Genomic DNA, 25,208 nt, shown 5'->3' with positions numbered 1-25,208 from the left:
TGATGACGCCCCACTATGCGGGGCTCGCGGCCCTGGATCAGCGGGCCCGCGACATCTTCCGCAGTGTCGTCGAGACCTATCTCGAGACCGGCGAGCCGGTCGGATCGCGGACCGTCTCGCGCGGCGGCGTGCATCTGTCCCCGGCCTCGATCCGCAACACCATGCAGGACCTGACGCTGGCCGGCCTGCTCGCGGCCCCGCACACCTCGGCGGGACGGATCCCGACCCATGCCGGCCTGCGGCTGTTCGTCGATGGTCTGCTGGAGATCGGCGACATCGGCTCGGAGGAGCGGCGCGAGATCGACGCCCGCCTGATCGGCCGCGGCAAGGGGTTCCAGGAGGCGCTCAACGAGGCCTCGGCCCTGCTGTCGGGTCTGGCCGGCGGAGCGGGGATCGTGGCCAGTCCTGTTCGGGACGCCGGCGTCAAACACGTGGAGTTCGTGGCCCTCGGCTCCGGTCAGGCGCTCGCGGTGCTGGTGGCGGACGACGGCACCGTCGAGAACCGGCTGATGCCGCTGGCGGCCGGGGTCACGCCCTCGACCCTGCAGGAGGCGTCCAACTTCCTGAATGCGCGCCTCAAGGGCCGCCGTCTCTCCGAAGCCCGCCAGGAGATGGGGGCCGAACTGAATGCAGCGCGCAAGGACCTTGACGCCGCCGCAGCCCGATTGGTCGAGGAAGGGCTGGCGGCCTGGTCGGGCGGGCCCGACCGCCAGCGCTCCCTGATCGTGCGGGGCCGGGCCAATCTGCTGCAGGACGCCGGCGCGGCCGAGGATCTGGAACGCGTCCGGGTTCTGTTCGACGATCTGGAGCAGAAGGAACAGTTGATCGGTCTGCTGGACGGGGTCGATGCGGCCCAGGGCGTGCGCATTTTCATCGGTGCGGAAACGCAACTCTTTTCGCTTTCGGGTTCCGCCGTCGTCGCGGCGCCCTATATGACGGGCCGACAGCGGGTTCTGGGCGCCATCGGCGTGATCGGACCCGCGCGACTGAACTACGCCCGCATCATCCCGTTGGTGGACTACACCGCCCGGGTGCTGGGGCGCATCCTGGACGGACAAGACACGTGACCGACACCCAAGACCCGAACGACCTTGAAACCCAGCTGGACGAGGCCCTGGCCAACGCCGAGGCGGGGCTGGATGCCGATCCCGACAATCTGGCCCCCCTCGACGCCGTGATCGCCGAGCGGGATCAGTGGAAGGACCGCGCCCTGCGTGCCGCGGCCGAGGCCGACAACGTCAAGCGCCGCACCGAAACCCAGATGAACGATGCCCGCGCCTTCGCCATCCAGAGGTTCGCCAAGGACCTTCTGGGCGTGGCCGACAATCTGGAACGCGCCCTGATGGCCGCGCCCAAGAACGCCGATGCCGGCGAGGCCGGGCTGGTGACGGGTCTGGAGCTGACCCAGAAATCCCTGCTGCAGGCGTTCGAGACCAATGGCCTGAAGCGGGTCGCGCCGGGCCCCGGCGAGACTTTCGATCCACACCTGCATCAGGCGATGATGGAACAGCCCTCGACCGAGGTGCCGGGCGGCAGCGTGCTCCAGACCATGCAGGCCGGCTATGAACTGTTCGGCCGCACCGTGCGCCCGGCCATGGTCGTCGTAGCTGCCAAGGGGTCCGGACCGCAGGGCGCAAACCCCTACGGGGCCGCCCCGACCGAAAGCGGCGGTACCTTTGACGGCACCGCCTGAGTCAACCTGCGCCCTTCCCCGCAATCGCAGGAAGGGGCACGCTCACTTCAGTTTCGCCTCGAACAGGGCCAGCAGACGGGCCCATCCATCCGCTGCCTCGGCCGCGCGATAGGATGCGCGGTAGTCGGCATGAAAGCCGTGCGGGGCGTCGGGATACAGCTTGATCCCGCTTTCTGTCGCCCCGGCGGCTTCCAGGGCCGCCTGCATGGCGGCCACCGTGTCATTGGGAATCCCACCGTCGGCAGAGCCGTAGTTGCCGATCACGACCCCCTTCAGATCGCCGGCCAGATCGACCGGGAAGGGGGCTCCGGCCGTCCGCTGCTCCGGCGTGGCATTGGCCGGAGGAGCCAGTCGTCCATACCAGGCCACGCCCGCATCGATGGCAGCGAACCGGGCCGCGGCCTGCCACACCACCTTGCCGCCCCAGCAGAAGCCGGTGATGCCGACCTTGTCGGTATTGGCCCACAGCTGGCCCGAGGCCCATTCCAGGGTCGCGGCGATATCGCCCATGACCTGTTCATAGCCGGCCGCCGCGACGATGGCCTGAATCCGCTGCATGTCGGCGAGGGGGGCAGGATCCTCGACCCGCACGAAGAAGGCCGGGGCGACGGCGGCGTAGCCGGCCTTCGCCAGACGCCGGGCAACGTCCTGGATATAGGCGTGCAGCCCGAAGATCTCCGAAACCACGATGACGACAGGGAAGGGGCCCTCGCCCTCGGGGCGTGCCACATAGGCTGGCAGATCGAACCCGTCGGCGGACGGGTAGCTGACCGTACCGGTCTCCAGCCCTACGCTGTCGGTCGTGATCGGCATCGCGTCCTGCGCCAGGGCCGCGACCGCATAGCCTGTGAACACGACACCGGCCCCCAGACCGGCGAGGCTGCGTCGTGAGGGGCGGAAATCGTCGGCGACAGGGCCTTCGGGGCGGATCAGGACGGTCATGGGGGGCTCCTCGCGGGTCTGGCTTGACTGTGACGAGGCGGGGCCGCTCCGTCGAGTCAACGCCCCGTGACCTCAGGTCGCGCGCCTCAGGGTCAGGTTGATGCGTCCCCCGCCCGGTATCAGCTGTGACGACCCGGCCAGCAGCCGGTCAATGCCATGCCGGGCCAGCCGCGCGGGACCCGTGAGCGCGCAGACATCCCCTGACGACAGCCGCAGTGACCGGGTCGGGCCTCCGCTCGCCGGGCCGATGCGGAACACGGCCGTGTCACCAAGCGACACGGACAGCACCGGCGCGCTGAGGTCTGCCTCGTCCCGGTCCTGATGCAGCCCCATTCGCGCCGTGTCCCGGTAAAGATTGACTAGACAGGCGTCCGGGGGCTCCGGCCAACCGGTGAGGGCAGTCCAGAGATCAAGCAGGATGGGCGGGATCGGCGGCCAGACAGCGCCGGTCCCGGGGTGGGTGGGCTGATAGCGATAGCCCGCCCGGTCCGAGACCCAGCCCAGGGGGCCCAGATTGCTCATCTGTACGGAAAACGGCTTTCCGCCAGGCGTCACGGGCCGATAAAGGGGGGCGAGGGCCAGCGCCGCCTCGACCTCGGCCAGCAGGGCGATCCGGGCGGGCTCATCCAGCCGGCCGGGCCAGTAGAGAAACCCGGGCAGATCGTGAAAGGGCTCCATCCGCCCTCCTAGCAGAGCCTAGCGCGTGAAATAATAGTCGGCGATCTGACAGGCGTTGATCCCGCTTCTCTCCAGGGTCTGACCGTTGTCGAATTCGGCCCGCAGCGCATAGCGACAGCCACCCGAGCCATCGTCGATGCTCAATACCCGGCTCTGCCCCGGCGACAATGTCCCGGCCCGAAGCAGATCCTGGCTCCATCCCCCGGCGCTGGAGGCCTGCAGGCGGGTCATGGTCCAGCCGGTCTGGTTATGAACCCGGACATTGCGGTTGTAGCCATCCTGGGCCTGCGTCGTCGGTGTGGGCCCCATCAGGTGAGAGAGGCCGCCGGTTGAGGCCAGACCGGGTGATTCCGCAAGCCAGGCCATGCCGGCGGCGAACGCGATCGTGGTGGCCAGTCGCGGACGGGAGGGCGACGTCAGGGACATTGGCAGCAGCCGGAAAACGCGGGGTGGAACCCGCAATTGGCTGTTATCCTGCCCCAGGCTGCGGTTTGACGCACCCGATAAGGCCTGACTCCTGCGGATTCGGCATGCCGGGTGCATGAGGCCCTTGCGGGGCATGACGACTTTCCCATATCCGGACCAGCCCGAGAGACCCCGCGATCCGTGGGGTTTCATCCGGGAACGACCCCAACCTGCCGTGTCCGTGCTTCTGCGGACCGGTCCAAACCAAACGGGGGCGGTCAAGCGCGGCGCTTTTCGACAAGGCCGCCGCATCGCCCGCCAGACGGAGAGACATAAGGCTCATGGCCAAGATCATCGGTATCGACCTCGGCACCACCAACTCGTGTGTGGCCGTGATGGACGGCAAGAACCCCAAGGTCATCGAAAACGCCGAGGGCAATCGCACGACCCCGTCGGTGGTCGCCATCCAGGATGGCGGCGAGACCCTGGTGGGCCAGCCGGCGCGTCGTCAGGCGGTGACCAACCCTGCCAACACCTTCTTTGCCATCAAGCGACTGATCGGTCGCAACTTTGACGACCCTGTGGTCGCCAAGGACAAGGGCATGGTGCCCTACGAGATCGTCAAGGGTCCGAACGGCGACGCCTGGGTGCGCGCCAACGGCAAGGACTACTCCCCGCAGCAGATCTCGGCTTTCACCCTGATCAAGATGAAGGAGGCCGCGGAGGCCTATCTGGGCGACAAGGTCACCCAGGCCGTCATCACCGTTCCCGCCTATTTCAACGACAGCCAGCGTCAGGCGACCAAGGACGCCGGCAAGATCGCTGGCCTGGAAGTCCTGCGCATCATCAACGAGCCGACCGCGGCGGCCCTGGCCTATGGCCTCGACAAGAACGACGGCCAGAAGATTGCCGTCTATGACCTCGGCGGCGGCACCTTCGACGTCTCGATTCTCGAGATCGGCGACGGCGTGTTCGAGGTGAAGTCGACCAACGGCGACACCTTCCTCGGCGGCGAGGACTTCGACGTGCGTCTGGCCGACTATCTGGCCGACGAGTTCAAGAAGGAACAGGGCGTCGACCTGCGTCAGGACAAGCTGGCCCTGCAGCGCCTGCGCGAGGAAGCCGAGAAGGCCAAGAAGGAGCTCAGCTCCACGACCCAGTACGAGGTCAATCTGCCGTTCATCACCATGAATGCCTCGGGCCCGCTGCACCTGAACATCAAACTGTCGCGCGCCAAGCTGGAAGCCCTCGTCGACGACCTGATCCAGCGCACCATCGAGCCCTGCGCCAAGGCGCTGAAGGACGCGGGCCTGAAGGCCTCGGACATCGACGAAGTGGTCCTGGTCGGCGGCATGACCCGCATGCCCAAGGTGCAGGAGGCCGTGAAGGCCTTCTTCGGCAAGGAGCCGCACAAGGGCGTGAACCCCGACGAGGTCGTCGCGCTCGGTGCTGCCGTGCAGGCCGGCGTGCTGCAGGGCGACGTCAAGGACGTCCTGCTTCTGGACGTGACTCCGCTGACCCTGGGGATCGAGACCCTGGGCGGCGTGTTCACCCCGCTGATCGAGCGCAACACAACGATCCCGACCAAGAAGAGCCAGGTGTTCTCAACCGCTGACGACAATCAGTCGGCCGTGACCATCCGGGTCTTCCAGGGCGAGCGGCCGATGGCGTCGGACAACAAGATGCTGGGTCAGTTCGACCTGATGGGCATTCCGCCCTCGCCGCGCGGCATGCCGCAGATCGAGGTCGCCTTCGACATCGACGCCAACGGCATCGTCAACGTCTCGGCCAAGGACAAGGCGACCAACAAGGAACAGTCCATCCGCATCCAGGCCAACGGTGGTCTTTCGGACGCTGACATCGACAAGATGGTCAAGGAAGCCGAGGCCAACGCCACGGCCGACAAGGAACGCAAGGCCCTGGTCGAGGCCCAGAACGCGGCCGACAGCCTGATCCACTCGACCGAAAAAGCCATGGCCGAGCATGGCGACAAGGTCGGTGTGGACGAGAAGGCCGCCATCGAGACCGGCCTGGCCGAGCTGAAGACCGCCCGTGATGGGACGGATCCAGAAGACATCCGGACCAAGACCAACACCCTGGTCCAGGCTTCGATGAAGCTGGGCGAGGCCATGTATGCCCAGAACGCCGCCTCGGGCGGTGACGACGCTCCCGCCGACGACGGCGTGGTCGACGCCGAGTTCGAGGAAGTCTCGGACGACGACGACCAGAAGAAGAGCGCCTGAGCCCAGTGATCCTCCCCCGCGCCGCGGGGGAGGATCGTGGCTTTCATGAAACTTGCATCATCCCACCCGGCACCCATGTCTCTTTGGGGGCGACACACCGCTTGCGCCGCACGGTCGGCGACGTGAACGGTATGTCCGGGGTTGGCAGAGGACGATCTGCGCATGGCGCGTGATTATTACGAGGTGCTGGGAGTTGATCGGACGATCGACGCCGCCGGCCTGAAATCCGCCTATCGCAAGCTGGCGATGGAGCATCACCCGGACCGCAACGGCGGATCCGAAGCCTCGATGGCCAAGTTCAAGGAGCTGTCGGAGGCCTATACCGTCCTGTCCGACGACCAGAAGCGGGCGGCCTATGACCGCTACGGCCACGCGGGGGTCAACGGTGGCGGTGGTGGGGGCCAGCAGGGCTTCCACGACGTCAACGACATCTTCTCCCAGGTCTTCGGTGACGCCTTTGGCGACGTATTCGGCGGCCGTCGGCAGTCGAATGGCCCGCGACGCGGCTCGGACCTGCGCTACGACCTCGAGATCACCCTCGAGCAGGCCTACCGCGGCGCGGAGGTGGAAATCGCTGTCCCCACCACAGCGACCTGCGAGACCTGTGATGGCTCGGGCGCGAAGCCGGGGGCAAAGGCCAGCACCTGTTCGACCTGCAACGGCGCGGGTCGGGTACGGCAGGCCAACGGATTCTTCCAGATGGAACGGACCTGCCCCTCTTGCGGCGGACAGGGCCAGCGGCTGGCACCGGCCGATGTGTGCGGCAGCTGTCACGGCCACGGACAGGTTCGCAAGACGCGCAAACTGTCGTTGAAGATTCCGGCCGGTGTGGACGAAGGCTCCCGCATCCGCCTGTCGGGCGAGGGCGATGCCGGGACCCGGGGCGGCCCGCGCGGCGATCTGTATGTCTTCCTGGCGGTCACCCCGCACGACCTGTTCGAACGGGACAACCTGGACCTGCTCTGCACCGTGCCCGTCCCCATGACCGTTGCGGCCCTGGGCGGCGATATCGAGGCACCCTGTCTGACCTCCACGGCGTGCGACGGGGAGTGCCGGGCACCGGTTCAGGTGCCCGCGGGAGCCCAGACCGGTAAGACGATCCGGATCCGCGGCAAGGGCATGCCCCATCTGAACGGCCGTCAGCGCGGCGATCTGGTGGTGGAACTGTTCGTTGAAACCCCGACCGACCTCACGGCGCGCCAGAAAGAGTTGATGCAGGAACTGGCGGCGTCCTTTGGCGACAGCCAGAACCCGCGCAATTCCAGTTTTGCCGGCAAGGCCAAACGGTTCTGGGCTGATATTCTGGGGGCCGAGGACGATGCCCGGACCTCGCGCGAGAACGCCCAGTGATCATGGGCCGGGTGGCGGGGGGTTGAGCGAGTTGTTCCACGTCGGGATTTCGGGTGCACGGGGCCGGATGGGTCGGGCCGTAAGCCAGGCGCTGGATGCGCGCGAGGATGTCATGGTTCCGGTCCGCTTCGACTGGGGTGAGACGCCGGAACTGGGTCTGTGCGACGTCGTCATCGACTTTTCGACCGCCGAGGCCTCGACGGCGCTGGCGAAAACCTGCGCCGAACGGGGCGGCCCGGCCCTGGTGATCGGCTCGACCGGGTTCACCCCCGAGCAGGAAGCGACCCTGGCTGCCGCGTCCGAGCGGATCGCGATTGTCCGCAGCGGCAACTTCTCGCTCGGCGTAAACATCCTCATCGGTCTGGTCGAACATGCCGCGCTCCGCCTGGACGCGCGGGACTGGGATATCGAGATCACCGAGGCCCACCACAGGAAGAAGATTGACGCCCCCTCGGGCACGGCCCTGATGCTGGGTGAGGCTGCAGCCGCCGGCCGCGGGCATGATCTCGCCGACCTCCGCAGTCCGCCCCACAACGGCGTGGGAGAGCCGCGTAAGGTCGGGTCGATCGGGTTCGCCTCGGTCCGGGCCGGGGGCATCGTCGGCGACCACACCGTCCTTTTCGCCTCGGACGACGAGACGCTGACCCTCAGCCATTCGGCCATCGACCGGTCCCTGTTCGCCAAGGGGGCCATTGCCGCCGCCGCCTGGGTCCGGACCCGCAAGCCGGGCTTCTATGACATGCAGGACGTGCTCGGGTTTCGTCAGGCCTGAGCCAATCGACCCGGGTCAGGCGAGGCCTTGCGACCAGGTCCAAACCGGTCAAAAAAGTCGCCAGGTCCTGACCAAAGAGACCAACAACGCCAAGGCACTGGCGCCGGCCCCGGTATGGCCAGGTTCAGACGACCGACGATCGATCAGGTTCGTTCGAACTCGAGAAAGAGCGGATCGGTGTCCCCGAGCCGCTTTTCCTCATAGCGGGTGACGACATGGTCAGCCGGGGCGATGCGCCAGTCGGCCGCCTCGTCGGCCAGCCACGTCAGGCTCGGCGTGGCGAGGAATCGCTCCAGCGCCCAGCCGGCATAGTCCTTCCAGTCGGTGACGAACCGCAGTCGTCCACCCGGCTTCAGCACGCGGGCGAGGTCGGCCGCGAAGGCCGGCTGGATCAGGCGGCGCTTGTTGTGGCGCGCCTTGTGCCAAGGGTCGGGGAACAGGATCATGATTCGGTCCAGCGACGCGTCCGGCAGGGCCTCGACCACGGCCCGCGCATCGTCGGCGTGCAGGCGGACGTTCGTCAGTCCGCCTTCCTCGATATGACGCAGGGCGGAGGCCACCCCGTTGATGAAGGGCTCGCAGCCGATCATCAGGGCTTCAGGATGGGCCGCCGCCTGGGCCGCCAGATGCTCGCCGCCGCCGAAGCCGATCTCGAGCCAAACCTCCGTCGCGGCGGGCATCAGGGTTGCGGGATCAATGGGGCCCGCCGCAGGGTCCGGCAGGCGGACCCGGGGCATCAGGGTGTCGAACAGGGCCGCCTGCCGCGGCTTGACGGCGCGCGACTTGATGCGGCCGAACGAGCGCAGGGGCGCGTCGGGGCTGCGGGGTTCTGACTGTTCAGATCGGGGACGTGAGGCGGGCATCGGCGCTGTGTAGAGCCTCACGGTGCCGGAAAGAAGATGCGGCGGTCCGGTCAGGCCGACCGGACCGCCGCATCATGTCAGGCCAGGGCCTTCAGCTGATCGACCAGATCGGTCTTTTCCCAGCTGAAACCGCCATCGGCGTCCGGGGTCCTGCCGAAATGGCCATAGGCCGAGGTGCGGGCATAGATCGGCTTGTTCAGGCCCAGATGTTCGCGGATCGCGCGGGGCGTCGCCCCGCCGATCAGGCCCAGAATGTTCGCTTCCAGCACGGCTTCGTTCACCGCGCCCTTGCCGGTGCCGTGCAGGTCGACGTGGATCGACTGGGGCTTGGCCACGCCGATGGCGTAGGAGATCTGGATGGTGCAGCGGTCGGCCAGACCGGCGGCCACGACATTCTTGGCCAGGTAGCGGCAGGCATAGGCGGCCGAACGGTCGACCTTGGTCGGGTCCTTGCCGGAGAAGGCCCCGCCGCCGTGGGGGGCCGCGCCGCCGTAGGTGTCGACGATGATCTTGCGCCCCGTCACGCCCGCGTCGCCGTCGGGTCCACCGATCTCGAAGATCCCGGTCGGATTGATGTGCCAGACGGTGTTCTCGTCAGTGAAGCCCTCGGGCAGGACCGCGAGGATGTGCGGTTTGACGATGGCGGCCACGTCCGCCGACGACAGGCCCGGCGCATGCTGGGTCGACAGCACGATCGAGGTCGCCCGGACCGGCTTGCCGTCCTCGTACTGGATGGTGACCTGGCTCTTGGCGTCGGGCTCCAGACGCCTGTCGCCGCCGTGGCGGACCTCGGCCAGACGTTTCAGGATGTTGTGGCTGTACTGCAGCGTCGCCGGCATCAGCTCGGGCGTCTCGTTCGAGGCATAGCCGAACATGATGCCCTGGTCTCCCGCGCCCTCATCCTTGTTGCCGGCCGCGTCCACGCCCACGGCAATGTCGGCCGACTGGCCGTGCAGGCGGTTGATGAATTCGAACCTGTCCCAGTGGAAGCCGGTCTGTTCATAGCCGATGTCGCGCACGGCGGCGCGCACGGCAGCCTCGATCTCGGCCTCGACGCCGGGGGCCCAGTGGCCCGCCGTGTCCATGACGCCCTCGCCGCGGATCTCGCCGGCCAGCACCACCAGGTTGGTCGTGGTCAGGGTCTCGCACGCCACCCGCGCATACGGATCCTTGGACAGGAACAGGTCCACGACCGTGTCGGAGATGCGGTCCGCGACCTTGTCGGGATGGCCTTCGGAAACGCTTTCCGAGGTAAAGAGGAAGGAAGAACGGGACAAGGGGGATCGCTCCGGGCAGCCGAAGGGCCGAGGGTGCGCGCAGACATATAAAGATATGCTTATACGATCAAGGGATCGTGCGAGCGTGGCTTCCCATCAGCGCCCCGAGCGCAGCAGGAACCGCCGGTTCAGGGGCTGGAGCGGCCGGGTGTTGCCGGGATGCAGGCGCGAGAAGGCCTCGATCTGGGCCTCCGACACCGTGATGGGGGTCGCGAGCACGGCCCAGTCCACGGTCTCGCTGCAGGGCGGCGTCGTCAGGGAGCCCTCATAGCGGAAATAGTCGCGCTGTTCGGGCAGGAGGGCGGTCAGGTCCAGCGTGGGACGGTCGTCTGCCTCCCCGGCTGTGGCGGCCGCCGCCAGCACGGTTTGCAGGGCCGGATTGTTTGCGCCCGGCTCGGCGAAGACCCCGACGACCCCGAGGGTTCCGTCCGGTGCCGTGTGGACGAAATGGATCTCCAGCGGATAGCGATGCCCGTTCAGCAGATGCTCGCTGGGCTGGTGCACGTGGAACTGCAGCAGCTGGTAGCCCTTTTTGCCCATCGTCAGGTTTGAGCCCGGCGATATCTCGACCTGGATGGCATGGCCGGTGTCGAACACGCGGGCGGGCAGACGTCGCCATTGCAGGTCCAGCGGGCCGAGGTCGGCGGATATGGCATCGGACAGGTCGATCGGGCTTTCCTGCTGACCCGCCGCGCACGTGGCAAAGGCCGCGTCCAGCCGGGCCCAGTATTCGGGTCCGTTGGGCCCCGAGTAGGACCAGCCGGGTCCATGGGCTGCCGGAGCCGTTTCATGCCCGACCCCATGATCCTGGGCCATGGCCGGTCCGGCCAGAGAGAGCGCTGCTGCTGCTGCGAGAAGTCTGTGGATCCGCATGATCGCCCCCTGATTCGCGGGACAATCTACAGGATCACGGCGTTATCGGAAAAGAATGGTGCCGCTTAGGTGACTCGAACACCTGACCCCCGCATTACGAAATCCAGGCAAGCCGACCGGGCAAACCCAGTGCCGGCATGGGTTTGAAGGGCCACCTGCGGCTTCGAAAGTCGGCTGACCCAACCCCTTCCCAGTCTGGCCGAAGCGGGTGATTTCGACGTTCCCAAGTTAAGGTGCCTTCCGGTGGGAAGCTCCGAAATTCCGACCTGCGCTATACCTGCACACTCGACCGGCAGGCAAAGCGCAGCGCGCTGACCCGTCTGGCTAGCTGCTAATTTTCGGGCGAGCTCAGATTGATCCAATCGTCCGTAAGCGGGCCTTCGGATGCACTTCGTTTTGGCTCATGACGACCGTCTGCCCCCTGAAGCGCTTGATAATCGAACGGACGTAAGGCCGGGCTTCGGGACCAGTTAGAAGTACCGCAAACTCTCCCGCCATCGCAGCGCGCTCAAAGACTTCTCTAGTTCTACGAATGAAATTCTGGAGCTCCGTCTGCGACATGGCAAGTTGCTTTTCCGGGCCATCTCCCACGAGGGATTCGGAGAAAGCGCGCTCCCAACTTGTAGAAAGAGTCACGATGGGAAGTGTGCCATCTTCGGCCTTGTTCTGCCAACAGAGCTGACGGGCGAGGCGACTGCGTACGTGTTCAATCATGGCGAGGAATGTCATGTCCTCCCCGGCGCATTCAGCAACTGCTTCGGTGATGCGCCCCAAATCACGGATCGACACCCTTTCTTCAAGCAGACCCTGAAGGACCCGCTGTAGGGTGGCTATGGCGGCGTCTTTCGCACGCAGTTCCAATAGTGAGCGATGTTGCGGGCTCAGAGTATCAACGAGTTTGGCTGTCGCTGTATACGAAAGGAGCTCGCTCATATTCTCCTTTAGGATTTCGGTCAGGTGAGTTGTGACCACCGTCGAGGGATCAACGATCGTGTAGCCCCGGAAGCTGGCCTCCTCGCGCAGGCTTTCGTCGATCCAAGTGGCGGGCAAGCCAAAGGCCGGGTCTTTGGTGTGTTCGCCTGGCAGTTCGACCTGGCGCCCGGCAGGGTCCATGGCGAGCAGCGAGCCCAGCCGGATCTCGCCGGCACCGGCCTCCATCTCCATGATGCGAACCAGGTAGCCTTGTGGAGCTAGCTTCATGCTATCGAGGATGCGGACTGAGGGCATGACGAAGCCGAACTCCTGCGCGAGTGCGCGGCGTAGCGCACGGACCTGATCGGTTAGGCGGCGACCCTCCACGTCACTGATCAGGGAGAGCAGCGCATAGCCGAATTCGATCTTCACCTCATCAATCGCCAAAAAGTCACCGATTTGCTCCTCGGTAGATCCTTCTTCCAGAGGAGGGCTGCTTTTCGCGTCTGCTTTTCTCGGCAAGAGAAGACTGGGCGGGTCCCGGTTTGGATGCAGTCGATTGAAGGTCCAAGCCCAGCCGGGAATGAGCCGATCCGCAAAACTAAGAATCGAAGCGCCGATAGTTCTGCGACGCCGGGACACAAACAACCGGCGCAGTTCCGGATCATACCGGCGATCGCCGTCTTCGATGCGGGCGCGTACAAATTCGCTTACAATGAGGGCGGTGGCCGCAGGAATATCAGCGTCAGCAAGGGCATTCTCTGCGGAGGTCTTGACCGCATCACCGTCATGGCCGGGATCATAGCGCGTTCTCGCATGCAGTGCTTCCAGTTCGCGCAAGCGTGTCGCGGCCTCGAGCAACATGGTTTCCGCATTTTCTAAAGCGACATGGTCGAGCGCGAATGCCTTGAGTAGATTTAGAACCTGCCGGTTGCTGAGACCGAGTTCAGTCGCGCGCTCAATGGAGCCGGCAACATTTAGGGCCTCGAACATCCGCGTCACCATTAGATAGGTGGCATCGCTTTTCCGGACTAGGCTGGTCACATCGCGCTGGATCACGCCGATGCCCTTCAGGGCTTCGAACATCAGATGGGGCTGCAGTTGTTCGAAATAGGCGCGCTGCTCCACTGCGGCTCGCAAGGCGGAGGATATCACCGTTGTCGCGAAGTCTCGACCGACGACCAGGCCGGCGTGCTCTCGGAAGAGTGGTGATCGGTCCGCTAGGGCGTTTAGGATCAGGCGAGTGGCCGAAGCAGGGAAGCCGTCCGGATCAAGGGCTGCCTGGGCGAGCGCGCGTCTATCAAGCATACAGCCATGAAGTTCTTGGACGAGTGCGTCCTCCGCAGCCAGGAGTTCGCCCGAAAGGTCGACCCGCTCGCCTGTCGCCCACGTGTCGAAATCTTTTCTGACCGATCGGATTACCTTCTTTAGGCCTCCTTGCGATTCCGGCCCGGTCTTTCGAGTGAGATCAATAGTGGCGGCTGCCAAGCCAGTGGCGGCAACTGCGCCAACAACGCCGGCTTCCACGCCACCGTTGAAAGCCAGCCAAACGCAGCCGCCTGCCAGCCCCGCAATCCGCTCAATGGAGTCCGCCTTGAGCAACCGACTACCCCGACCGTTGTTCTTTTAGGGCGACGGTCGCATGAGTTGGCATATGCTTAAAGATGTAATCAGAGCTGATCACCACTCGCCGCCACGCTCTGAGCTACCGGACCGGGTGACGTGACCCCCTGAAACTCCTCCAGGAATGGCTAAAGTCCGCTCGTTGAGCGGGTAGGAGGCAGCGCACCTAGGTAGGAGGAGGGCCTGAAGGATCAGCGGACCTCCGTTTCATAGGCGATCTTGTCGATCACCTTATTCGCCGCACTCCGCGTCGCGTAGATTCCGAGCAGGTCTCCAGCTTCCGTAGCTTCCTCGATCCGGTGCAGCTCCCAGCGCTTTTCCTTGGTCGGAGTCAGGCGAAAGGCGCGGCCGTTTTTGCGCATGAAGAGCGCCTTCGACCCTTCCAATGGCGTCCACTTGCAATCCGCGCCTGACAGGAACCTGCGTTCCAGGGCTAAGCGTTCGGCCGCCTGCGCGGCTTTCAACTTCTCTCGATGCTCGTCGTCCAAGCGCCTCTCTTCCTCTTCAGCGAACTCCTGGAGTGCACCAACGATGGCCGGCAGTTCGGTGCCCGCCTCCACCTCGGCCGCATACAGAGCCAAGCAGGCGTCTCTCACGCGCTCGTCTGGATAGAGGTCCGTGTACGGCTCCTCCTGAAATGCCCGGAGCCTCTGCGTGACGTCGGTTATAGTCAGGCGTTGTCCGGCCAGACTGTTGAGGAAGACGACCAAATCCTCGATTGGAATCCAAGTCTTCCCGGCCGCCTTCAGAAGCTCTGCCCGCGTCGCGTCCCACTTCTCCCAAAGCGGAGCAGAGCGGTCGACAGCAGTGACGATTTCCTCGGCCAGATGGTCGATCTGCCTTGGATCCCTGAGGTGTCGGAGGGACGGGCTCTCAAGGTACGGAATAGCGGCCGCACTTCGGCATGTCTTTGGTACTCGAACATGGGTTCTCTCCCGTCGGGAGGCGTTTCAAGCTTTGGCTACCGTTGCCCGCCCCATTCCAAGCTCCCGGACTCCATTGCCGGCAGTTCTCTCGACCGCACCTAAAAGGGTCGTGAGCACATCATCCGGCAATGCCCGCTGCAGAGCCTTCGCTTCTTCCCAAGGGGCTTGCATCCAGACGTCGCGATCCTCCTGGGTCATCAGGATCACTGGCATCGCTTTGTGGTGTACCGACCGAACCGGCTCGCTGGGCTCGGTGGTCAGGAAGGCGAACAAATCGCACGTCTCAACGCCCGTCTTGATATCGCACGTCTACAGTCCTGTCGGTCCCGTTGACTCCACGGGCTTGGCACCACGAACGTAGGTTACAGCGAAGACGACATTTACCGGATCGAAGGTGCCGGACAGGGCAATGTCGCGGCGGCGGATGTATTCAGCCTTCGCGGAAGCGCTCAAATCGTTGTATTCAGCCGTCAGTTCGAAATCGGCTGCGGCCTCGCTAAGGCGCCGGCTGCGCCAGTTCCCGGTGACTCGCAAAGTGCTTATTCCGGTGATCACGTTCGTTGTCGCAGGAACAGAGGCTCGGCACACAGAAAGCGATTCGTCGACAAAATTCTGGCTGAGCACAACCCGCTCATAGTCAAGTTCGATCGTTTGGTTGACGGCACTATCGATCCTGCCGGTCAAGCCGGCGGCCAGTCGAACCTTGAGAGCCTCCGGCAGCGCGGTACCAAATGAGTTCTCAATAAACTCCCTGACGTTCCCACCTAGCTTCACTACGAGTTGGGGCTTGTCGATAACCTCTGCGGTACCCCGGATGTCAGATTTTCCGTAGCGATCGACGTCGGCTTCCGTGGGCGCGATGCCGCATGGAAGGCGCTCGAAGACGCTTGTGAAGCTGCGGCCGAGCCAATGACTGGGAGTGCGGCTATAGTCGATGGAGGGCACCTGTTGCCAGAGTTTGCTATTGTTGGGCTGACAGTGCGATGTGACGCCCCCGCAGACCTGAGAGACAGGAATTCTCTCGAAATACGGCACCTTAACGTACTGGCACGACGCGAGCATCGCGCCAGACATAGCAATAGCCAAAACTCGCATGTGTCCCCCCCCCCAAGATGCCTCTAAGTTGAACGCCGTTCCGCGAGAGTCAACTGGCTATGGCAACTCATCGCCTGAGGGCGGCAGACAGGGGCGCGAGACCTCACCGCGCTCACCAAGTGCAAGACTTGTGGAAACTCCCTTGACGTGACCTCCTGAAACTCCCCCAGGAATGGCTGAAGTACGCCCCTCGCGAAACGTACAGATGAGGCGAGCGCGGCCAGTCCTTGAGGACGCCGACAAAAGGCTTGGGCTCAGCGATGCTCGACCAGCTGTCGCGATCTGCCATCCTCTCGCGTATGACCAGACCCGAGTTTCTCCCCGGCGTTGATGCGGCTCACGTGACCGAGCGTCTGCGGTTGGCTGGGGGCAAGGAAATCGAAAGCGGGAAGCTGTTGAGCCCCGAGAGCTCCGCCGCACTGGCGGTCAACACCTTCGGCTGGTTCGCCTCGCGGCCGCACCTGCTGCCTCCCTTCCCCGGCCAAGCTTTCGAAGCACCGCCCCGCGAAGTTGAAGTCGAGTACTGTGCCCGCTTCCCCTGGAGGGGTGGCCGGCACCCGTGGCTGGACGCCGTTGTCGAGACGCCGGGCAAGCTGATCGGAGTGGAATTGAAGCGCTGTGAGCCGTTCCGCGACCGCAAGCTCGCATCTCTCTCTGACGCCTACGACAGGCCCGTCTGGGGAAGCACGATGCGTCCTTACGAAGACATGCGTGATCGGCTTCGAAAAGTGCCGAACGCGTTTCGCTATCTCGACGCGGCGCAACTGGTGAAACACGCCTTCGGGCTCGTCACCGACGGGGCCCGGAAGCAGAAGCCAGCCACCCTAGTCTATCTGTTCGCCGAACCGTCGCAGCTCGCCGGACGTCCGATCCCGCCTGAAACTCTCGAAGAGCATCGGCGCGAGGTGGCCGAGTTCGAGGCGGCGGTGGCAGGTGCCGGGGTCGTCTTCCACGCGCTGAGCTACCGGACCTGGCTGGATAGTTGGTCTTCGACCTCGCCTGAGATCGCTTCCCACGCCGACGCTGTGCTTGCTCGATTTGATCCCTGACCAGCCGGCTAAGGGCGCAATGCATAGCGCCGCAGACACGGGTGGCTTATCAGCAAATCTCTAAGCCGCCAGAAGTTGGAGCAGGAGTGATCATGGCTACTTTCGACGAGCGGACCCACCAGATCTTCTCTCTCCTGGACATTACGCCCGCAACGAAGGCCGCGAGCGGCCGCTACCTTCGCTCGGCCATATTCAAACCTGGCATCCGCTATTGGGCGGGCCATGCGCATCGCAAAGACCTCTTCGGAGTACAGTTCTTCGGCGAGGGGTATGACGACGCCGCCGGGTACAGGCAGGCCCTCGCCAATGCCGGCTTCGCAACTCGCACCCCACAGCCGTCTCAACTGACCTTCTGCCGGGAGATCGATTTCCTCCCCGATGGAGGTCCGGACATGACCGCGATCAAGGCTGCCAAGACCGCCCTAGATAAAATCGTGCGATAGTGATTGCATAAAAATATGCGAAATGCATAATTACTTGGCGAGGGCGACGGCCCAATGACGTCCCTCGCCGAGGACCCACGTGTCGCCGGCTAAAGGTAGCCGTTCTAGCCTTGGCGGTTAACACGCAGGCGACGCCCAGCCGTGGATCGACCGGGACCGGGAAACCGGGCCCGGTCACCTCGAAGTTCCCATGAACCGAGAGGATCACCATGAACCAGAACGATGTTGCTGAAGTTACGCGTGAGCCTGCGCAGCTGTTGAGCGCGGAGCACATCCTGTCAGTTGCAGATGCCCGGGTTGCCCTCGCAAGCACGGAGCCTTCCTCGCAGATCACCTATCTTCTTTGGGACACTCAAGCCGGGCGCAACTGGCTTCCGGGCGACCATCCAAGGAATGTTCCTGGCGGGTGGGCAGCGCGCCCCCTCTATCTGGGCAAGTCTGCTGGCGTTTCGAGGCTGCGATCTCATCTCGCCAAGGATGGGTTTGGGCTCGGCAGCACGAAGATTACGGCTCATGCTTGGAAGAATCCCGGCCTTCTCAGCTACTGCCTAGGCAAGGCGCAGGTCGGGTGGCTGGGCGTTACGTACATCAATCATGGAGTCGGGCCAGACGCCGATTGTCAGTCAGAGGCTCTGGAGAGTGCTGCGGTCCATGCGGTCGGTTGGCGATGCGATCTAGTACGCCTGCGCAGCCCCAATCGGTTTGCCCATGTCGAAGGCCTGACTGCGACTTACAATTCCATCCACGCCGCGCCGGTGCCCATCAATGAAGGGCTGCTGCTCAACCAGACCTGTCCAAAACCGGATGGGCGAACGGCGCGCTTCAACTAGCGGCCGTCGCCACAGCCAGCCTTCGTGATTGACCCCTGCTTAAGCGTTTCATCGTGTCTAGCCCCCGCCCCGTTATGCCAACGCTTCTTGTTATGGCTGGATGAGAAATGGAGCCACGTCAAATTCGCCGCCTTGATCGCCGATGGCTTCCGAGCGTAAATCGTCGTATCTGTACACACGCAAGAACGCCTATGGTGAGCTGAGTGATAGAAATCGAGCAGTCAACCCAAGCCAGCCTTTCGGGCGATCAAATTGCTCGAATTCAACTGCTTAAGGCTTGGAACCTAGCGCATCTGCAGAATCGCATCTGCGAAAAAATGGGCTGGACGCCCGGCGCGGCTGAAGAGGCTGTCAACGAGTATAGGAAGTTTGTCGGCGTCGTCAGCCTCAACCCAGAACGTCCATACGGCGTGACTGAGGCGATCGATGCTGTTTGGCACGAGCATATCCTCAATACTCGTGATTATGCCGCATTTTGCGAATCGTCTGTCGGCACCTTTCTGCACCATGAGCCCCAGCCCCAACACGTTGTGAGATCGTCGGGTTTTGAAGAACTCCGAGCAAATACGGTCAGTGAAATTCGCCGGGTATTTGCAGGTCCTGTTAGCCCCCTGTGGTCTCAAGAACAATCCGAAAGCGTCGCTAAGTGCTGCACCCATGTAGCCGCTGGACGAGCCTGATCTTCAGGACTTGCTCGAAAGAACCTCGAGCAGAACCGGTGGAAAAAATGTTCGGTCACGCTCGTCGTTGATCCAGTCGTGCGCTGCTTGCATGTGGATATCATCAATCTGGCTCGTCTGATTTGTTGGCACTGCAGCAATTGGTCTAGTCACGAAATGCCGAGCCCCTCCTTTCGGATGACGCATTATCAGTGATTGCATACCGACGAAGACTTTACTTGACGCGAGTTTCCGGTCTGAGTGCTTTCTGAGCACCATATAGCCGACGTCCTCGCCGTGTGGGCAGAATCCTAAGAAGTAAACGAACGGCTCAGACGCAACAACTATTCCCTTCCAAGAGCCAACAAGACGCCCTGTCTTTGTTGTTGTGTGGTATTCAAATGTTGAAGGCTGTCCGATACCTTTTGGGGTAACAAGGAGGGAATTTTTGTCGTCATCAACAATGTTATATGCGTATTCCAGTTTTTCGTGCTTTGATGTTGATCCTAACTCTAATGCCTGACTGTCCATTGGGGCGTCTAAAATGTCAGTGCCTGGGCGTAATACTAGGTAGATGCCACCAATGTCACCTAATAGCTCGTTGCTAGACCTTGCTTCTCGAACAAACTCTAAAGGGTAGTTTTTCGGCGTTTTGGAGTTTACAAACTCCGATACGGGACGCTCTTCATTAACAAGATCCCGAACCAACTGCGGTATCAATGCCAGATACTTCGGGCGCAACTCCGCAGTCGTGCCGGTAAAGAAAGAAGTGATTTCCCGCCCGTTTAAGCCCTGATCGATGATCCAATCGACCGCGGCCGCTCTCGCAGCCTGGCGCGTCGAAAAACCGCTTTCAAGAACGTTTAGTAGGTGGACAGCGGCACCTGATGGCACCGGAGGCTGACCTTCTCTCGGGAGCCTGGACCGCTTCGCGCTTACCTCTTTTGAGGTCCCCGCCGTCGTCGGCACATCATCGCCACCCACGTCACACCTGCCCAGCTGCGCCCGATTGCGGCGTTAAGGCGAACCCTGCGTGAATTGCTAGCGTTTTGCAATTCGCGTGTGCACAACGGGAAATCAGTACACGACGCGCATTATTTGAATGGTGCTCGCACCAGTAGATAGTTGATTCACAGGTGCGGCAAAGCGATGCCACTAAAACTGGGCACGGACCCACCTTTGTTTCTAAGGAAGCGCTTTCCAACAGTCCTGCCTCGTTTATCCTCTTCTGAGCCGCCTAAACGGTCTCTTCGGCAAATATCTGCCGAGGAAGAAGATGGAGATGCAAAATGAGCAATCTGCTGACGAAGAATGTCGCGAGTACGCTCAACCGGCATCTTCTCTAGAGCTCGAAAAGGAGCACACCATGATTAAGCTGACCAAACTATCAGTTGCCGCCGCGATCTCCGCGATCTCAGCCTTGTCCACCGGAGCGAACGCCCAGACTGCAGCCCAAGTTGATCGCTATCACAGCGTCGCGCGGGGTGCCGTCAGCGCTGTGGGCGGCGGGGTCGGATCGTCGATGTGCGGCGCACCCTGCGCCGCGGCTATGCGGTCCGGGACCCAAGGTGCCTACAACATGGGTCGTGCTTTCCAGGATAGAACCGGCCCGCGGCTGCAGGCGTTCGGCCGCGACCACGTACGTCCGCAGGTGCAGCGTATCCTGCCGCGCAGCCGGTCGTCGCGGTCGCCGAACCGCTAGCCTTCGGTAGCGTGATACCGGGGCCGCCGTCGCCGGCGGCCCCTCCATCAATGAAAGGAGAAATCCATGCGTGTAACCACGGTCGCGGCTATCCTCGTTGGTGTTAGCCTCGGAGCCTGCGGGTCGTTCGTCCCTCGGCCCCCGGTCATCGACTACGCGGCCACCAGCGATCAATGGGGTCCGCCTTGCTGCCAGAGCGCCGTAGGAGCCTATGCACCCGCGTCGCTGTCTAGACATCAAACCCCCTCCTCAAGGTTCCCGGCATCTCGTCGCCGTGTGATCGATCAACTCGTCGCTGAATGCCAGGCGATCGCGGGTCGTGCCGAGGATGGTCGCAACATACGGCGCCAATCCTTTGGCGGAGCCTTGCTCGGCGGCATCAGTGGAGCCCTCGCCGGGGCTGTCGCCGGAGACGGAGGCGCGTCAGCAGTTCTCGGCATCATCGGCGCGATCGAAGGAGGCCTCGGCGGTGCGTGGTCCGGCGCAGAAGTTGCACGCGATCGCCGTGAGCTGATCGTCAGAGAATGCTTGGCGGCTAGGGGGGTTCAAAGCTATTAGGCGTCTCGTCGTCGGTACGAACCTCAGCAGAACAGAATCCATTGTCACCGAGCTTACCGCTCTTTGACTCAGGTGATGCGCTTTAGATCAGTCCTGATCGTCCTGTCGGGGCGCTCGCCACAGTCACCGCATCGATAAAGGGATCAGGCCTAGCTCGATCGCCTGCTAGCGCCTGGAAATGGTGCCGACGCGAAGCATGCGGGTGCGATTCCAACGACGACAGCCAATCGTGGCCGGGACCTTGCGATAGTCCCTTACCTCCAACGGAGTCGGGCTCCATCTCCAAGATCTTGGGGAAGTCGACGTCCTTGCCCTTGGCGCGCAGCTTGTCCGCCCGCTTCGACGCGGCGTCGAACAGCGCCTTCTTCGATGACGGCAGACCCCAGCGCGACAGGACCAGCTCGCGCTCCCCGCCGGCGTTCGTCCGGACGATCGGTGCCGGGTAGTCGGGGTAGATGTCGCGGGGCTCGAGGTTGCCGACTTGGCTGACCATGGCCCGCGTTGCTGCGAGGATGTCCCCGGGGCCGGAGCGCATGCGGTAGAGGTTGCACATGCTCAGACGGTGGCACGCGATCGGTGACTTGTGGAGTCGCACAGGGTGTCAGGTCATCACGATCGTCATGTTCGCTCCGGGCGGTTGTGCGTGAAAGATCACGCGCCCCGGGCACCCTATGCGCCGGCACTTAGCGGTCTGACCCCACAGGCTGAAGGCGTCGCCCTTGGCCTTCGCGATCCGGGGCAGGTCGGCGACCATCCGAAGCTCGCAGACTTCGCACTCGGTGTAGACCTGCCAGCGGCTTTCGATAACCGCGCGCACGGTTGGGGCCGCCTTTCGCCAGTCGGAAGGGGTGTAGCGGTCGAGGTTCTTGCGGCCCACGTCAGAACCAGAGCGCGATCGCGGCGGGCGGTACAGGTCCGTCGGGCTGGGTCGCATTGCGCGTGTAGGACACCCAAGCCTCGCGATGCCCGCAGCGGCATCGGAACCGGTCCGAACGCCCCTCACGAGGCCACAGTCGCCGACCGCCGAAGACCGGGCTGGGGTCCATCAGAACGGCGTGGTCGCAGGAGGGGTTGTCACACCGGACGATCAGTCTCTCACCATGATCCGGCACGACATCTTCGCGGGCGACGTGCGGGCGGTTTGGATCAGGCATGGGGTCACCCGGCCGACGATGGCGGGCATCCCAAGGCGCGCAGCTGCTGGCTCGCTGCCGATCGCATCACAGCGCCGGGGGCCCTGGCCACGACACAGGCGAGAACGTCCCTCGCCGCAGCATCAACGTCGTTCTTTCGGGCCAGCTCCGCGTCGAGGTCGGCCAGCAGTTTGGCGAGGGATGGATCGTTCATTTGTCTCGCTCCAGGTTGCCGACCCGGCGAGGGTTGTGACTCCGTCAGACGGTTCTCTGCAAGGAAATGTTCGCGTTATGTTCCTGTAGCTGTGGAGAGCTCGGATCCGCAGCCGCCAACCATTGGTCCCGGCCTTCGCAAGTGACTGGTCGATTGCAGTGGCGCTCAGTCTCTTCGGGTCAATTCAAAAAAAAGAGGCCCCCGCCTCGCGACAACCGACCGAAGCCAGCGCGCGAGGCGGGGGAATTTTAGATCATCTGCTTAGCGGCACCAGATTCTACAGCCCTAAGTAGGTCTTCGTTTCCAACGTGGCTATATCTAGCAGTGCTTGAGACATTGGAATGACCTAATACTTTTCCTATTGTATAGATTGGGACGCCATTTGAAATCATGAAGCTCGCAGCGCTATGACGGAGATCGTGAACTCTTAGACCTGGAAGCATTGCCTGCTTTATGGCCCTAGCCCATCCTGTCTTCAGCGTTACAAACGGCTTCTTTGTAATCACGTTTGGAATCAACCATATACAATCCCGAAATCGAGGAAGTCGACGGATAATCGATACGGCTGCGTTTGACAGCGGTACATATCGCGGCTTTCCATTTTTAGTTGTCGGTATCAACCACGTCTGCCGATCTAAGTCTATGTGTTCCCATTTTGCATCTAACAGCTCCCGCTTTCTTGCTCCAGTCAGTAGTAAAAGGCCGACAATATGTTGAAGTTGAGGATTGTCGGAAGTCGACGCAGCGTGACGTAGTCGCTCGGCTTGCTCAGGTGTCAAAAAGAACTCTCTGGCGTTCTGAACCGGTTTGCCGAGGCCTTTAGTGGGGTTCCTGCTAGTACCCGGCACGCTCCATCGCGTACCGAGCTCGAACGAGCGTCCTAGGGTCACCCTGATCTTTTCGACGGTAGCCGGCGCGAGGCCTGATGCACGTTTGGAAGCTAGCAGCTGACCGACAACTCGGCTGTCGATCTCGTTCACCGGCATCCGCCCGAGCTTGGGAAGCAGGTGCAGGCGCATTATGGCTTCGACATCCAGAAACGACTTCAGATTCTGGCGGGCGTGCTCGAGGTGCATGTCCGCCAGGTCCTTGTAGAGAGGCGTGGCGCGTTTGACAGCTTTGGCCGCGCCCGGGTCTCCGCCCATGACGACTTCGGACCTTAGCTGCTGGGCCTTTTTCAGAGCGGCAGCAAAGGTAACGTCCTCGACACGGGCTATCTTGATTTGCCTCTGGCGCCCGGCTTGGTCCTGGTAACGGAGGTAGTAGGTCTTGCCGCCTGTGCAGCGGCATTCCAGGACGAACCCTGTGACTTGAGAGCTGTCGGAGTAGAAGTCGATTTTCTTCTGTCCAGGCGGGCACTGGGCGGCCGCGACAAACGCGGCCGAAAGCGTAGCCAAGGGCATGGTGATCTCCTGATGATGATGATTGGATTTGAAGGGTGATTAGAAGCGCCAGCCGACCGGCGAACCGGCGGCGTCGGCAGAGCGGACCCGGCGCGGTGCCGGGGCGCACGGGGCGCGGAGGCCCGAGGAGGCCCCAGAGGCGGCCGCTGGGGCGGCGCGTCGGGGGGCCGGATGGCGGGGTCATCGCCGGGGTCGAGGCCTGCCCAGCGGGCCGCGTTATCGGCACGACGGGTTGTGGCCAGCCGCGCCAGAGGAGTCGGACGCCCGGATCGGGCTGCCGCCGACAGCCACGCCGGGCCGCCCGCACACCGACTGGGATCGGCATGCGGGCGGGGGGCTAGTCGGTCCTGTCTAGGCCGCAGGCTGCGTCGTGCCGGCTTCTCTGGGCTTGGGCAGCATGTAGGGGCGAGGCACCGGTGTTGCCTTAACCGCTGAACGCCGCCGCCTGGCCTTCGCCTTGGCGACTGAGCTGGTGTCGGGGGCGTTCCAGGCAGGCTGATGTAACGCCATCATCGGTGCCTTAAGCAGCCGGGCGATCTTGCGCGCGTACGGCCCGGACCCGGTGATCAGCACCCACACCTCGAGCCGGTCGCGATGCCCGAATATGAGCTGGCCGGCGTGATGGTACCTGCCGCTCCAGCCGAGGCGAATGAAGTCGGAGAGCCTTTTGGCAATGCCGCCCTTCTTGTCAGTCCCTGTACCCAAGGCCATGGATCGGCCGTTCAGGGTATAGCGGTAGAGGCCGACTTCCTCCGTCAGCTGGGACTGGTGTCGTTCAAGACCACCGGGAACGCGAACCCATGACAGGTCCCATTCCTCGACAGGCTTTCCGCCGAACAGAGGCGTTTGATGCTTCGTCATTGTGCATTCCTTGGAAGGTTGTTGGGGGGGGGGGGCGTCCGCCCAGCGACCGGGCCGCAGCCAGCGCGATGGGCCAGCTCGAGGCGAGGACGGAAACGGCCAGCGGGGCGTCAGGGCGGCCGCCGGGGTGGTGAGTCGCATGCGGAGATGGTCGGGGTATCGGGACCCTGGACTGGCCAGCGCCGCCTACGACCCGGGCGACAGCAGGGTGTAAAGCCGTTGACCTCGGCCGGCCCTGTGGAAGGTCCAGTAATGGTCGCCGAACGTCCGGCCGGTGAAGCGGTCGAGGACGCCGAGCGCGTACCGACTGGAGACGCCGCTTTCCGCTGCCGCAGCCTCAGCGAGCAGCTGTCGTCCCTCGCTGAAACCACCGGCAATGAGGCTTAGCAGCGCCATCACCATGCGGGTTTCATCATCAGCGTCGCCGTAGTCGTTGGAGCCTGCGTAAACATCGCAGGGGTCGTACAGGTCCGGTTTTCCTTGGAAGGCGGACGCAGCAGTGCAGTCGAGTGCCTCCGTCATAGAGGGCCTCCTTGAGTCTTGGGTTTAATGGGGTGACCCCGCGCTTCCCTGTTGAAGCCGGCGGGGTCACAGGTCGGTCGCCGGGCGTCGGGGTGCCGGCGGGGGCGCGGAGTCGCCCCGAGAGGGCCCCAGGCTCTGCCGCTGAGGCAGCGCCTGGGGGGCGGGGATGGCCGGGGTCATCG

General features: G+C 63.5%; 26 protein-coding genes, 1 tRNA gene and 1 pseudogene. 10 read left to right on the top strand and 18 right to left on the bottom strand.

From position 1 onward, the window contains the following. Nucleotides 1-2: 2 nt before the first annotated feature. Both hrcA and grpE read left to right on the top strand, forming a co-directional pair. The gene (hrcA, locus tag SJY26_RS04075; protein WP_396595699.1) at nt 3-1,067 is read left to right on the top strand and encodes a heat-inducible transcriptional repressor HrcA; all 1,065 of its coding nucleotides are present in this window, start codon (nt 3-5) and stop codon (nt 1,065-1,067) included. Next, complete coding sequence (grpE, locus tag SJY26_RS04070; protein WP_396594874.1) at nt 1,064-1,693, top strand: nucleotide exchange factor GrpE; 630 nt, start codon at nt 1,064-1,066, stop codon at nt 1,691-1,693. Before hrcA ends, grpE begins: the two co-directional genes overlap by 4 nt. Nucleotides 1,694-1,735: 42 nt before the next feature. Here the strand turns inward: grpE and SJY26_RS04065 are convergent, their stop codons facing one another. From SJY26_RS04065 to SJY26_RS04055, 3 genes are all read right to left on the bottom strand, one after another. Further along, nucleotides 1,736-2,635, bottom strand: a complete 900-nt coding sequence (locus SJY26_RS04065) for a dienelactone hydrolase family protein (protein ID WP_396594873.1) — start codon at nt 2,633-2,635, stop codon at nt 1,736-1,738. Between the two features lie 72 nt (nt 2,636-2,707). After that, complete coding sequence (locus tag SJY26_RS04060) at nt 2,708-3,313, bottom strand: alpha-ketoglutarate-dependent dioxygenase AlkB (RefSeq protein ID WP_396594872.1); 606 nt, start codon at nt 3,311-3,313, stop codon at nt 2,708-2,710. An 18-nt stretch (nt 3,314-3,331) separates the two neighbouring features. Next, complete coding sequence (locus SJY26_RS04055) at nt 3,332-3,739, bottom strand: hypothetical protein (protein WP_396594871.1); 408 nt, start codon at nt 3,737-3,739, stop codon at nt 3,332-3,334. Between the two features lie 320 nt (nt 3,740-4,059). Between SJY26_RS04055 and dnaK the strand changes: the two genes are divergently transcribed. The 3 genes from dnaK (at nt 4,060) to dapB (ending at nt 8,083) form a co-directional block, all read left to right on the top strand. Beyond that, a complete protein-coding gene (dnaK, locus tag SJY26_RS04050; protein ID WP_396594870.1) occupies nt 4,060-5,961 on the top strand; it encodes a molecular chaperone DnaK in 1,902 nt (633 codons plus the stop codon). Between the two features lie 162 nt (nt 5,962-6,123). Next, on the top strand, nt 6,124-7,311 hold the full coding sequence (dnaJ, locus tag SJY26_RS04045; RefSeq protein WP_396594869.1) for a molecular chaperone DnaJ: 1,188 nt from the start codon (nt 6,124-6,126) through the stop codon (nt 7,309-7,311). A 22-nt stretch (nt 7,312-7,333) separates the two neighbouring features. Then, a complete protein-coding gene (gene dapB, locus SJY26_RS04040) occupies nt 7,334-8,083 on the top strand; it encodes a 4-hydroxy-tetrahydrodipicolinate reductase (RefSeq protein WP_396594868.1) in 750 nt (249 codons plus the stop codon). A gap of 143 nt (nt 8,084-8,226) precedes the next feature. On the opposite strand, the gene trmB is transcribed toward dapB, so the two are convergent. From trmB to SJY26_RS04000, 8 genes and pseudogenes are all read right to left on the bottom strand, one after another. Next, entirely contained in the window at nt 8,227-8,946 is a 720-nt protein-coding gene (trmB, locus tag SJY26_RS04035; protein ID WP_396594867.1) for a tRNA (guanosine(46)-N7)-methyltransferase TrmB, read from the bottom strand. 77 nt (nt 8,947-9,023) lie between these two features. Next, nucleotides 9,024-10,223 (bottom strand): methionine adenosyltransferase, encoded by a 1,200-nt coding sequence (gene metK / locus SJY26_RS04030; protein ID WP_396594866.1) that lies wholly within the window; start codon nt 10,221-10,223, stop codon nt 9,024-9,026. A gap of 96 nt (nt 10,224-10,319) precedes the next feature. Further along, nucleotides 10,320-11,096, bottom strand: a complete 777-nt coding sequence (locus SJY26_RS04025; RefSeq protein ID WP_396594865.1) for a carbonic anhydrase — start codon at nt 11,094-11,096, stop codon at nt 10,320-10,322. A 56-nt stretch (nt 11,097-11,152) separates the two neighbouring features. Next, nucleotides 11,153-11,271: transfer RNA gene (locus SJY26_RS04020), tRNA-OTHER, on the bottom strand. Between the two features lie 173 nt (nt 11,272-11,444). Beyond that, nucleotides 11,445-12,476 (bottom strand): annotated as a pseudogene (locus tag SJY26_RS04015) (FHIPEP family type III secretion protein); the annotation flags it as partial. Nucleotides 12,477-13,822: 1,346 nt separating this feature from the next. Beyond that, entirely contained in the window at nt 13,823-14,212 is a 390-nt protein-coding gene (locus SJY26_RS04010; protein ID WP_396594864.1) for a hypothetical protein, read from the bottom strand. A gap of 369 nt (nt 14,213-14,581) precedes the next feature. Then, nucleotides 14,582-14,830, bottom strand: a complete 249-nt coding sequence (locus SJY26_RS04005) for a hypothetical protein (protein WP_396594863.1) — start codon at nt 14,828-14,830, stop codon at nt 14,582-14,584. 36 nt (nt 14,831-14,866) lie between these two features. Next, nucleotides 14,867-15,652: a hypothetical protein gene (locus SJY26_RS04000; protein ID WP_396594862.1), complete on the bottom strand. Its 786-nt coding sequence runs from the start codon at nt 15,650-15,652 to the stop codon at nt 14,867-14,869. Between the two features lie 260 nt (nt 15,653-15,912). On the opposite strand from SJY26_RS04000, the gene SJY26_RS03995 reads away from it, so the two are divergent. The 4 genes from SJY26_RS03995 to SJY26_RS03980 all read left to right on the top strand — a co-directional run bounded on the left by SJY26_RS03995 (nt 15,913) and on the right by SJY26_RS03980 (nt 18,654). Continuing rightward, nucleotides 15,913-16,701 carry a PGN_0703 family putative restriction endonuclease gene (locus SJY26_RS03995; RefSeq protein WP_396594861.1) on the top strand — a complete coding sequence of 263 codons (789 nt, stop codon included), beginning with the start codon at nt 15,913-15,915 and terminating at the stop codon, nt 16,699-16,701. 92 nt (nt 16,702-16,793) lie between these two features. Next, nucleotides 16,794-17,144 carry a hypothetical protein gene (locus tag SJY26_RS03990; protein ID WP_396594860.1) on the top strand — a complete coding sequence of 117 codons (351 nt, stop codon included), beginning with the start codon at nt 16,794-16,796 and terminating at the stop codon, nt 17,142-17,144. A 209-nt stretch (nt 17,145-17,353) separates the two neighbouring features. Next, the gene (locus tag SJY26_RS03985; protein WP_396594859.1) at nt 17,354-17,974 is read left to right on the top strand and encodes a hypothetical protein; all 621 of its coding nucleotides are present in this window, start codon (nt 17,354-17,356) and stop codon (nt 17,972-17,974) included. Nucleotides 17,975-18,177: 203 nt separating this feature from the next. Then, nucleotides 18,178-18,654 (top strand): glycine-rich domain-containing protein, encoded by a 477-nt coding sequence (locus tag SJY26_RS03980; protein ID WP_396594858.1) that lies wholly within the window; start codon nt 18,178-18,180, stop codon nt 18,652-18,654. Nucleotides 18,655-18,657: 3 nt separating this feature from the next. Here the strand turns inward: SJY26_RS03980 and SJY26_RS03975 are convergent, their stop codons facing one another. After that, a complete protein-coding gene (locus tag SJY26_RS03975; protein ID WP_396594857.1) occupies nt 18,658-19,527 on the bottom strand; it encodes a hypothetical protein in 870 nt (289 codons plus the stop codon). A 388-nt stretch (nt 19,528-19,915) separates the two neighbouring features. Between SJY26_RS03975 and SJY26_RS03970 the strand changes: the two genes are divergently transcribed. After that, a complete protein-coding gene (locus tag SJY26_RS03970; RefSeq protein ID WP_396594856.1) occupies nt 19,916-20,335 on the top strand; it encodes a hypothetical protein in 420 nt (139 codons plus the stop codon). Between the two features lie 640 nt (nt 20,336-20,975). On the opposite strand, the gene SJY26_RS03965 is transcribed toward SJY26_RS03970, so the two are convergent. The 6 genes from SJY26_RS03965 to SJY26_RS03940 all read right to left on the bottom strand — a co-directional run bounded on the left by SJY26_RS03965 (nt 20,976) and on the right by SJY26_RS03940 (nt 25,026). Continuing rightward, nucleotides 20,976-21,488: a hypothetical protein gene (locus tag SJY26_RS03965; RefSeq protein WP_396594855.1), complete on the bottom strand. Its 513-nt coding sequence runs from the start codon at nt 21,486-21,488 to the stop codon at nt 20,976-20,978. A gap of 6 nt (nt 21,489-21,494) precedes the next feature. Continuing rightward, on the bottom strand, nt 21,495-21,770 hold the full coding sequence (locus SJY26_RS03960; RefSeq protein ID WP_396594854.1) for a hypothetical protein: 276 nt from the start codon (nt 21,768-21,770) through the stop codon (nt 21,495-21,497). A gap of 281 nt (nt 21,771-22,051) precedes the next feature. Then, nucleotides 22,052-22,240, bottom strand: a complete 189-nt coding sequence (locus SJY26_RS03955) for a hypothetical protein (RefSeq protein ID WP_396594853.1) — start codon at nt 22,238-22,240, stop codon at nt 22,052-22,054. A 248-nt stretch (nt 22,241-22,488) separates the two neighbouring features. Next, nucleotides 22,489-23,643 (bottom strand): tyrosine-type recombinase/integrase, encoded by a 1,155-nt coding sequence (locus SJY26_RS03950; RefSeq protein WP_396594852.1) that lies wholly within the window; start codon nt 23,641-23,643, stop codon nt 22,489-22,491. Nucleotides 23,644-23,994: 351 nt separating this feature from the next. Next, nucleotides 23,995-24,504, bottom strand: a complete 510-nt coding sequence (locus SJY26_RS03945) for a hypothetical protein (RefSeq protein WP_396594851.1) — start codon at nt 24,502-24,504, stop codon at nt 23,995-23,997. A 186-nt stretch (nt 24,505-24,690) separates the two neighbouring features. Beyond that, nucleotides 24,691-25,026: a hypothetical protein gene (locus tag SJY26_RS03940; protein ID WP_396594850.1), complete on the bottom strand. Its 336-nt coding sequence runs from the start codon at nt 25,024-25,026 to the stop codon at nt 24,691-24,693. Nucleotides 25,027-25,208: the final 182 nt, after the last annotated feature.

It is taken from the genome of Brevundimonas sp. R86498 (assembly GCF_044598075.1).
Taxonomy (GTDB): Bacteria; Pseudomonadota; Alphaproteobacteria; order Caulobacterales; family Caulobacteraceae; genus Brevundimonas.
This window is presented reverse-complemented; position numbering and strand designations above follow the sequence as displayed.

Bases quoted from the DNA above. Each gene is read 5' to 3' on its own strand.
- SJY26_RS03940 (WP_396594850.1), bottom strand. From the start codon at position 25,026: ATGACGGAGGCACTCGACTGCACTGCTGCGTCCGCCTTCCAAGGAAAA.
- SJY26_RS04025 (WP_396594865.1), bottom strand. From the start codon at position 11,096: ATGCGGATCCACAGACTTCTCGCAGCAGCAGCAGCGCTCTCTCTGGCC.
- trmB (WP_396594867.1), bottom strand. From the start codon at position 8,946: ATGCCCGCCTCACGTCCCCGATCTGAACAGTCAGAACCCCGCAGCCCC.
- SJY26_RS04055 (WP_396594871.1), bottom strand. From the start codon at position 3,739: ATGTCCCTGACGTCGCCCTCCCGTCCGCGACTGGCCACCACGATCGCG.
- SJY26_RS03970 (WP_396594856.1), top strand. From the start codon at position 19,916: ATGCAAAATGAGCAATCTGCTGACGAAGAATGTCGCGAGTACGCTCAA.
- SJY26_RS03950 (WP_396594852.1), bottom strand. From the start codon at position 23,643: ATGCCCTTGGCTACGCTTTCGGCCGCGTTTGTCGCGGCCGCCCAGTGC.
- SJY26_RS03985 (WP_396594859.1), top strand. From the start codon at position 17,354: ATGAACCAGAACGATGTTGCTGAAGTTACGCGTGAGCCTGCGCAGCTG.
- SJY26_RS03990 (WP_396594860.1), top strand. From the start codon at position 16,794: ATGGCTACTTTCGACGAGCGGACCCACCAGATCTTCTCTCTCCTGGAC.
- SJY26_RS03995 (WP_396594861.1), top strand. From the start codon at position 15,913: ATGCTCGACCAGCTGTCGCGATCTGCCATCCTCTCGCGTATGACCAGA.
- dnaJ (WP_396594869.1), top strand. From the start codon at position 6,124: ATGGCGCGTGATTATTACGAGGTGCTGGGAGTTGATCGGACGATCGAC.
- dnaK (WP_396594870.1), top strand. From the start codon at position 4,060: ATGGCCAAGATCATCGGTATCGACCTCGGCACCACCAACTCGTGTGTG.
- SJY26_RS04065 (WP_396594873.1), bottom strand. From the start codon at position 2,635: ATGACCGTCCTGATCCGCCCCGAAGGCCCTGTCGCCGACGATTTCCGC.
- SJY26_RS04000 (WP_396594862.1), bottom strand. From the start codon at position 15,652: ATGCGAGTTTTGGCTATTGCTATGTCTGGCGCGATGCTCGCGTCGTGC.
- SJY26_RS04060 (WP_396594872.1), bottom strand. From the start codon at position 3,313: ATGGAGCCCTTTCACGATCTGCCCGGGTTTCTCTACTGGCCCGGCCGG.
- hrcA (WP_396595699.1), top strand. From the start codon at position 3: ATGACGCCCCACTATGCGGGGCTCGCGGCCCTGGATCAGCGGGCCCGC.
- SJY26_RS03955 (WP_396594853.1), bottom strand. From the start codon at position 22,240: ATGAACGATCCATCCCTCGCCAAACTGCTGGCCGACCTCGACGCGGAG.
- SJY26_RS03945 (WP_396594851.1), bottom strand. From the start codon at position 24,504: ATGACGAAGCATCAAACGCCTCTGTTCGGCGGAAAGCCTGTCGAGGAA.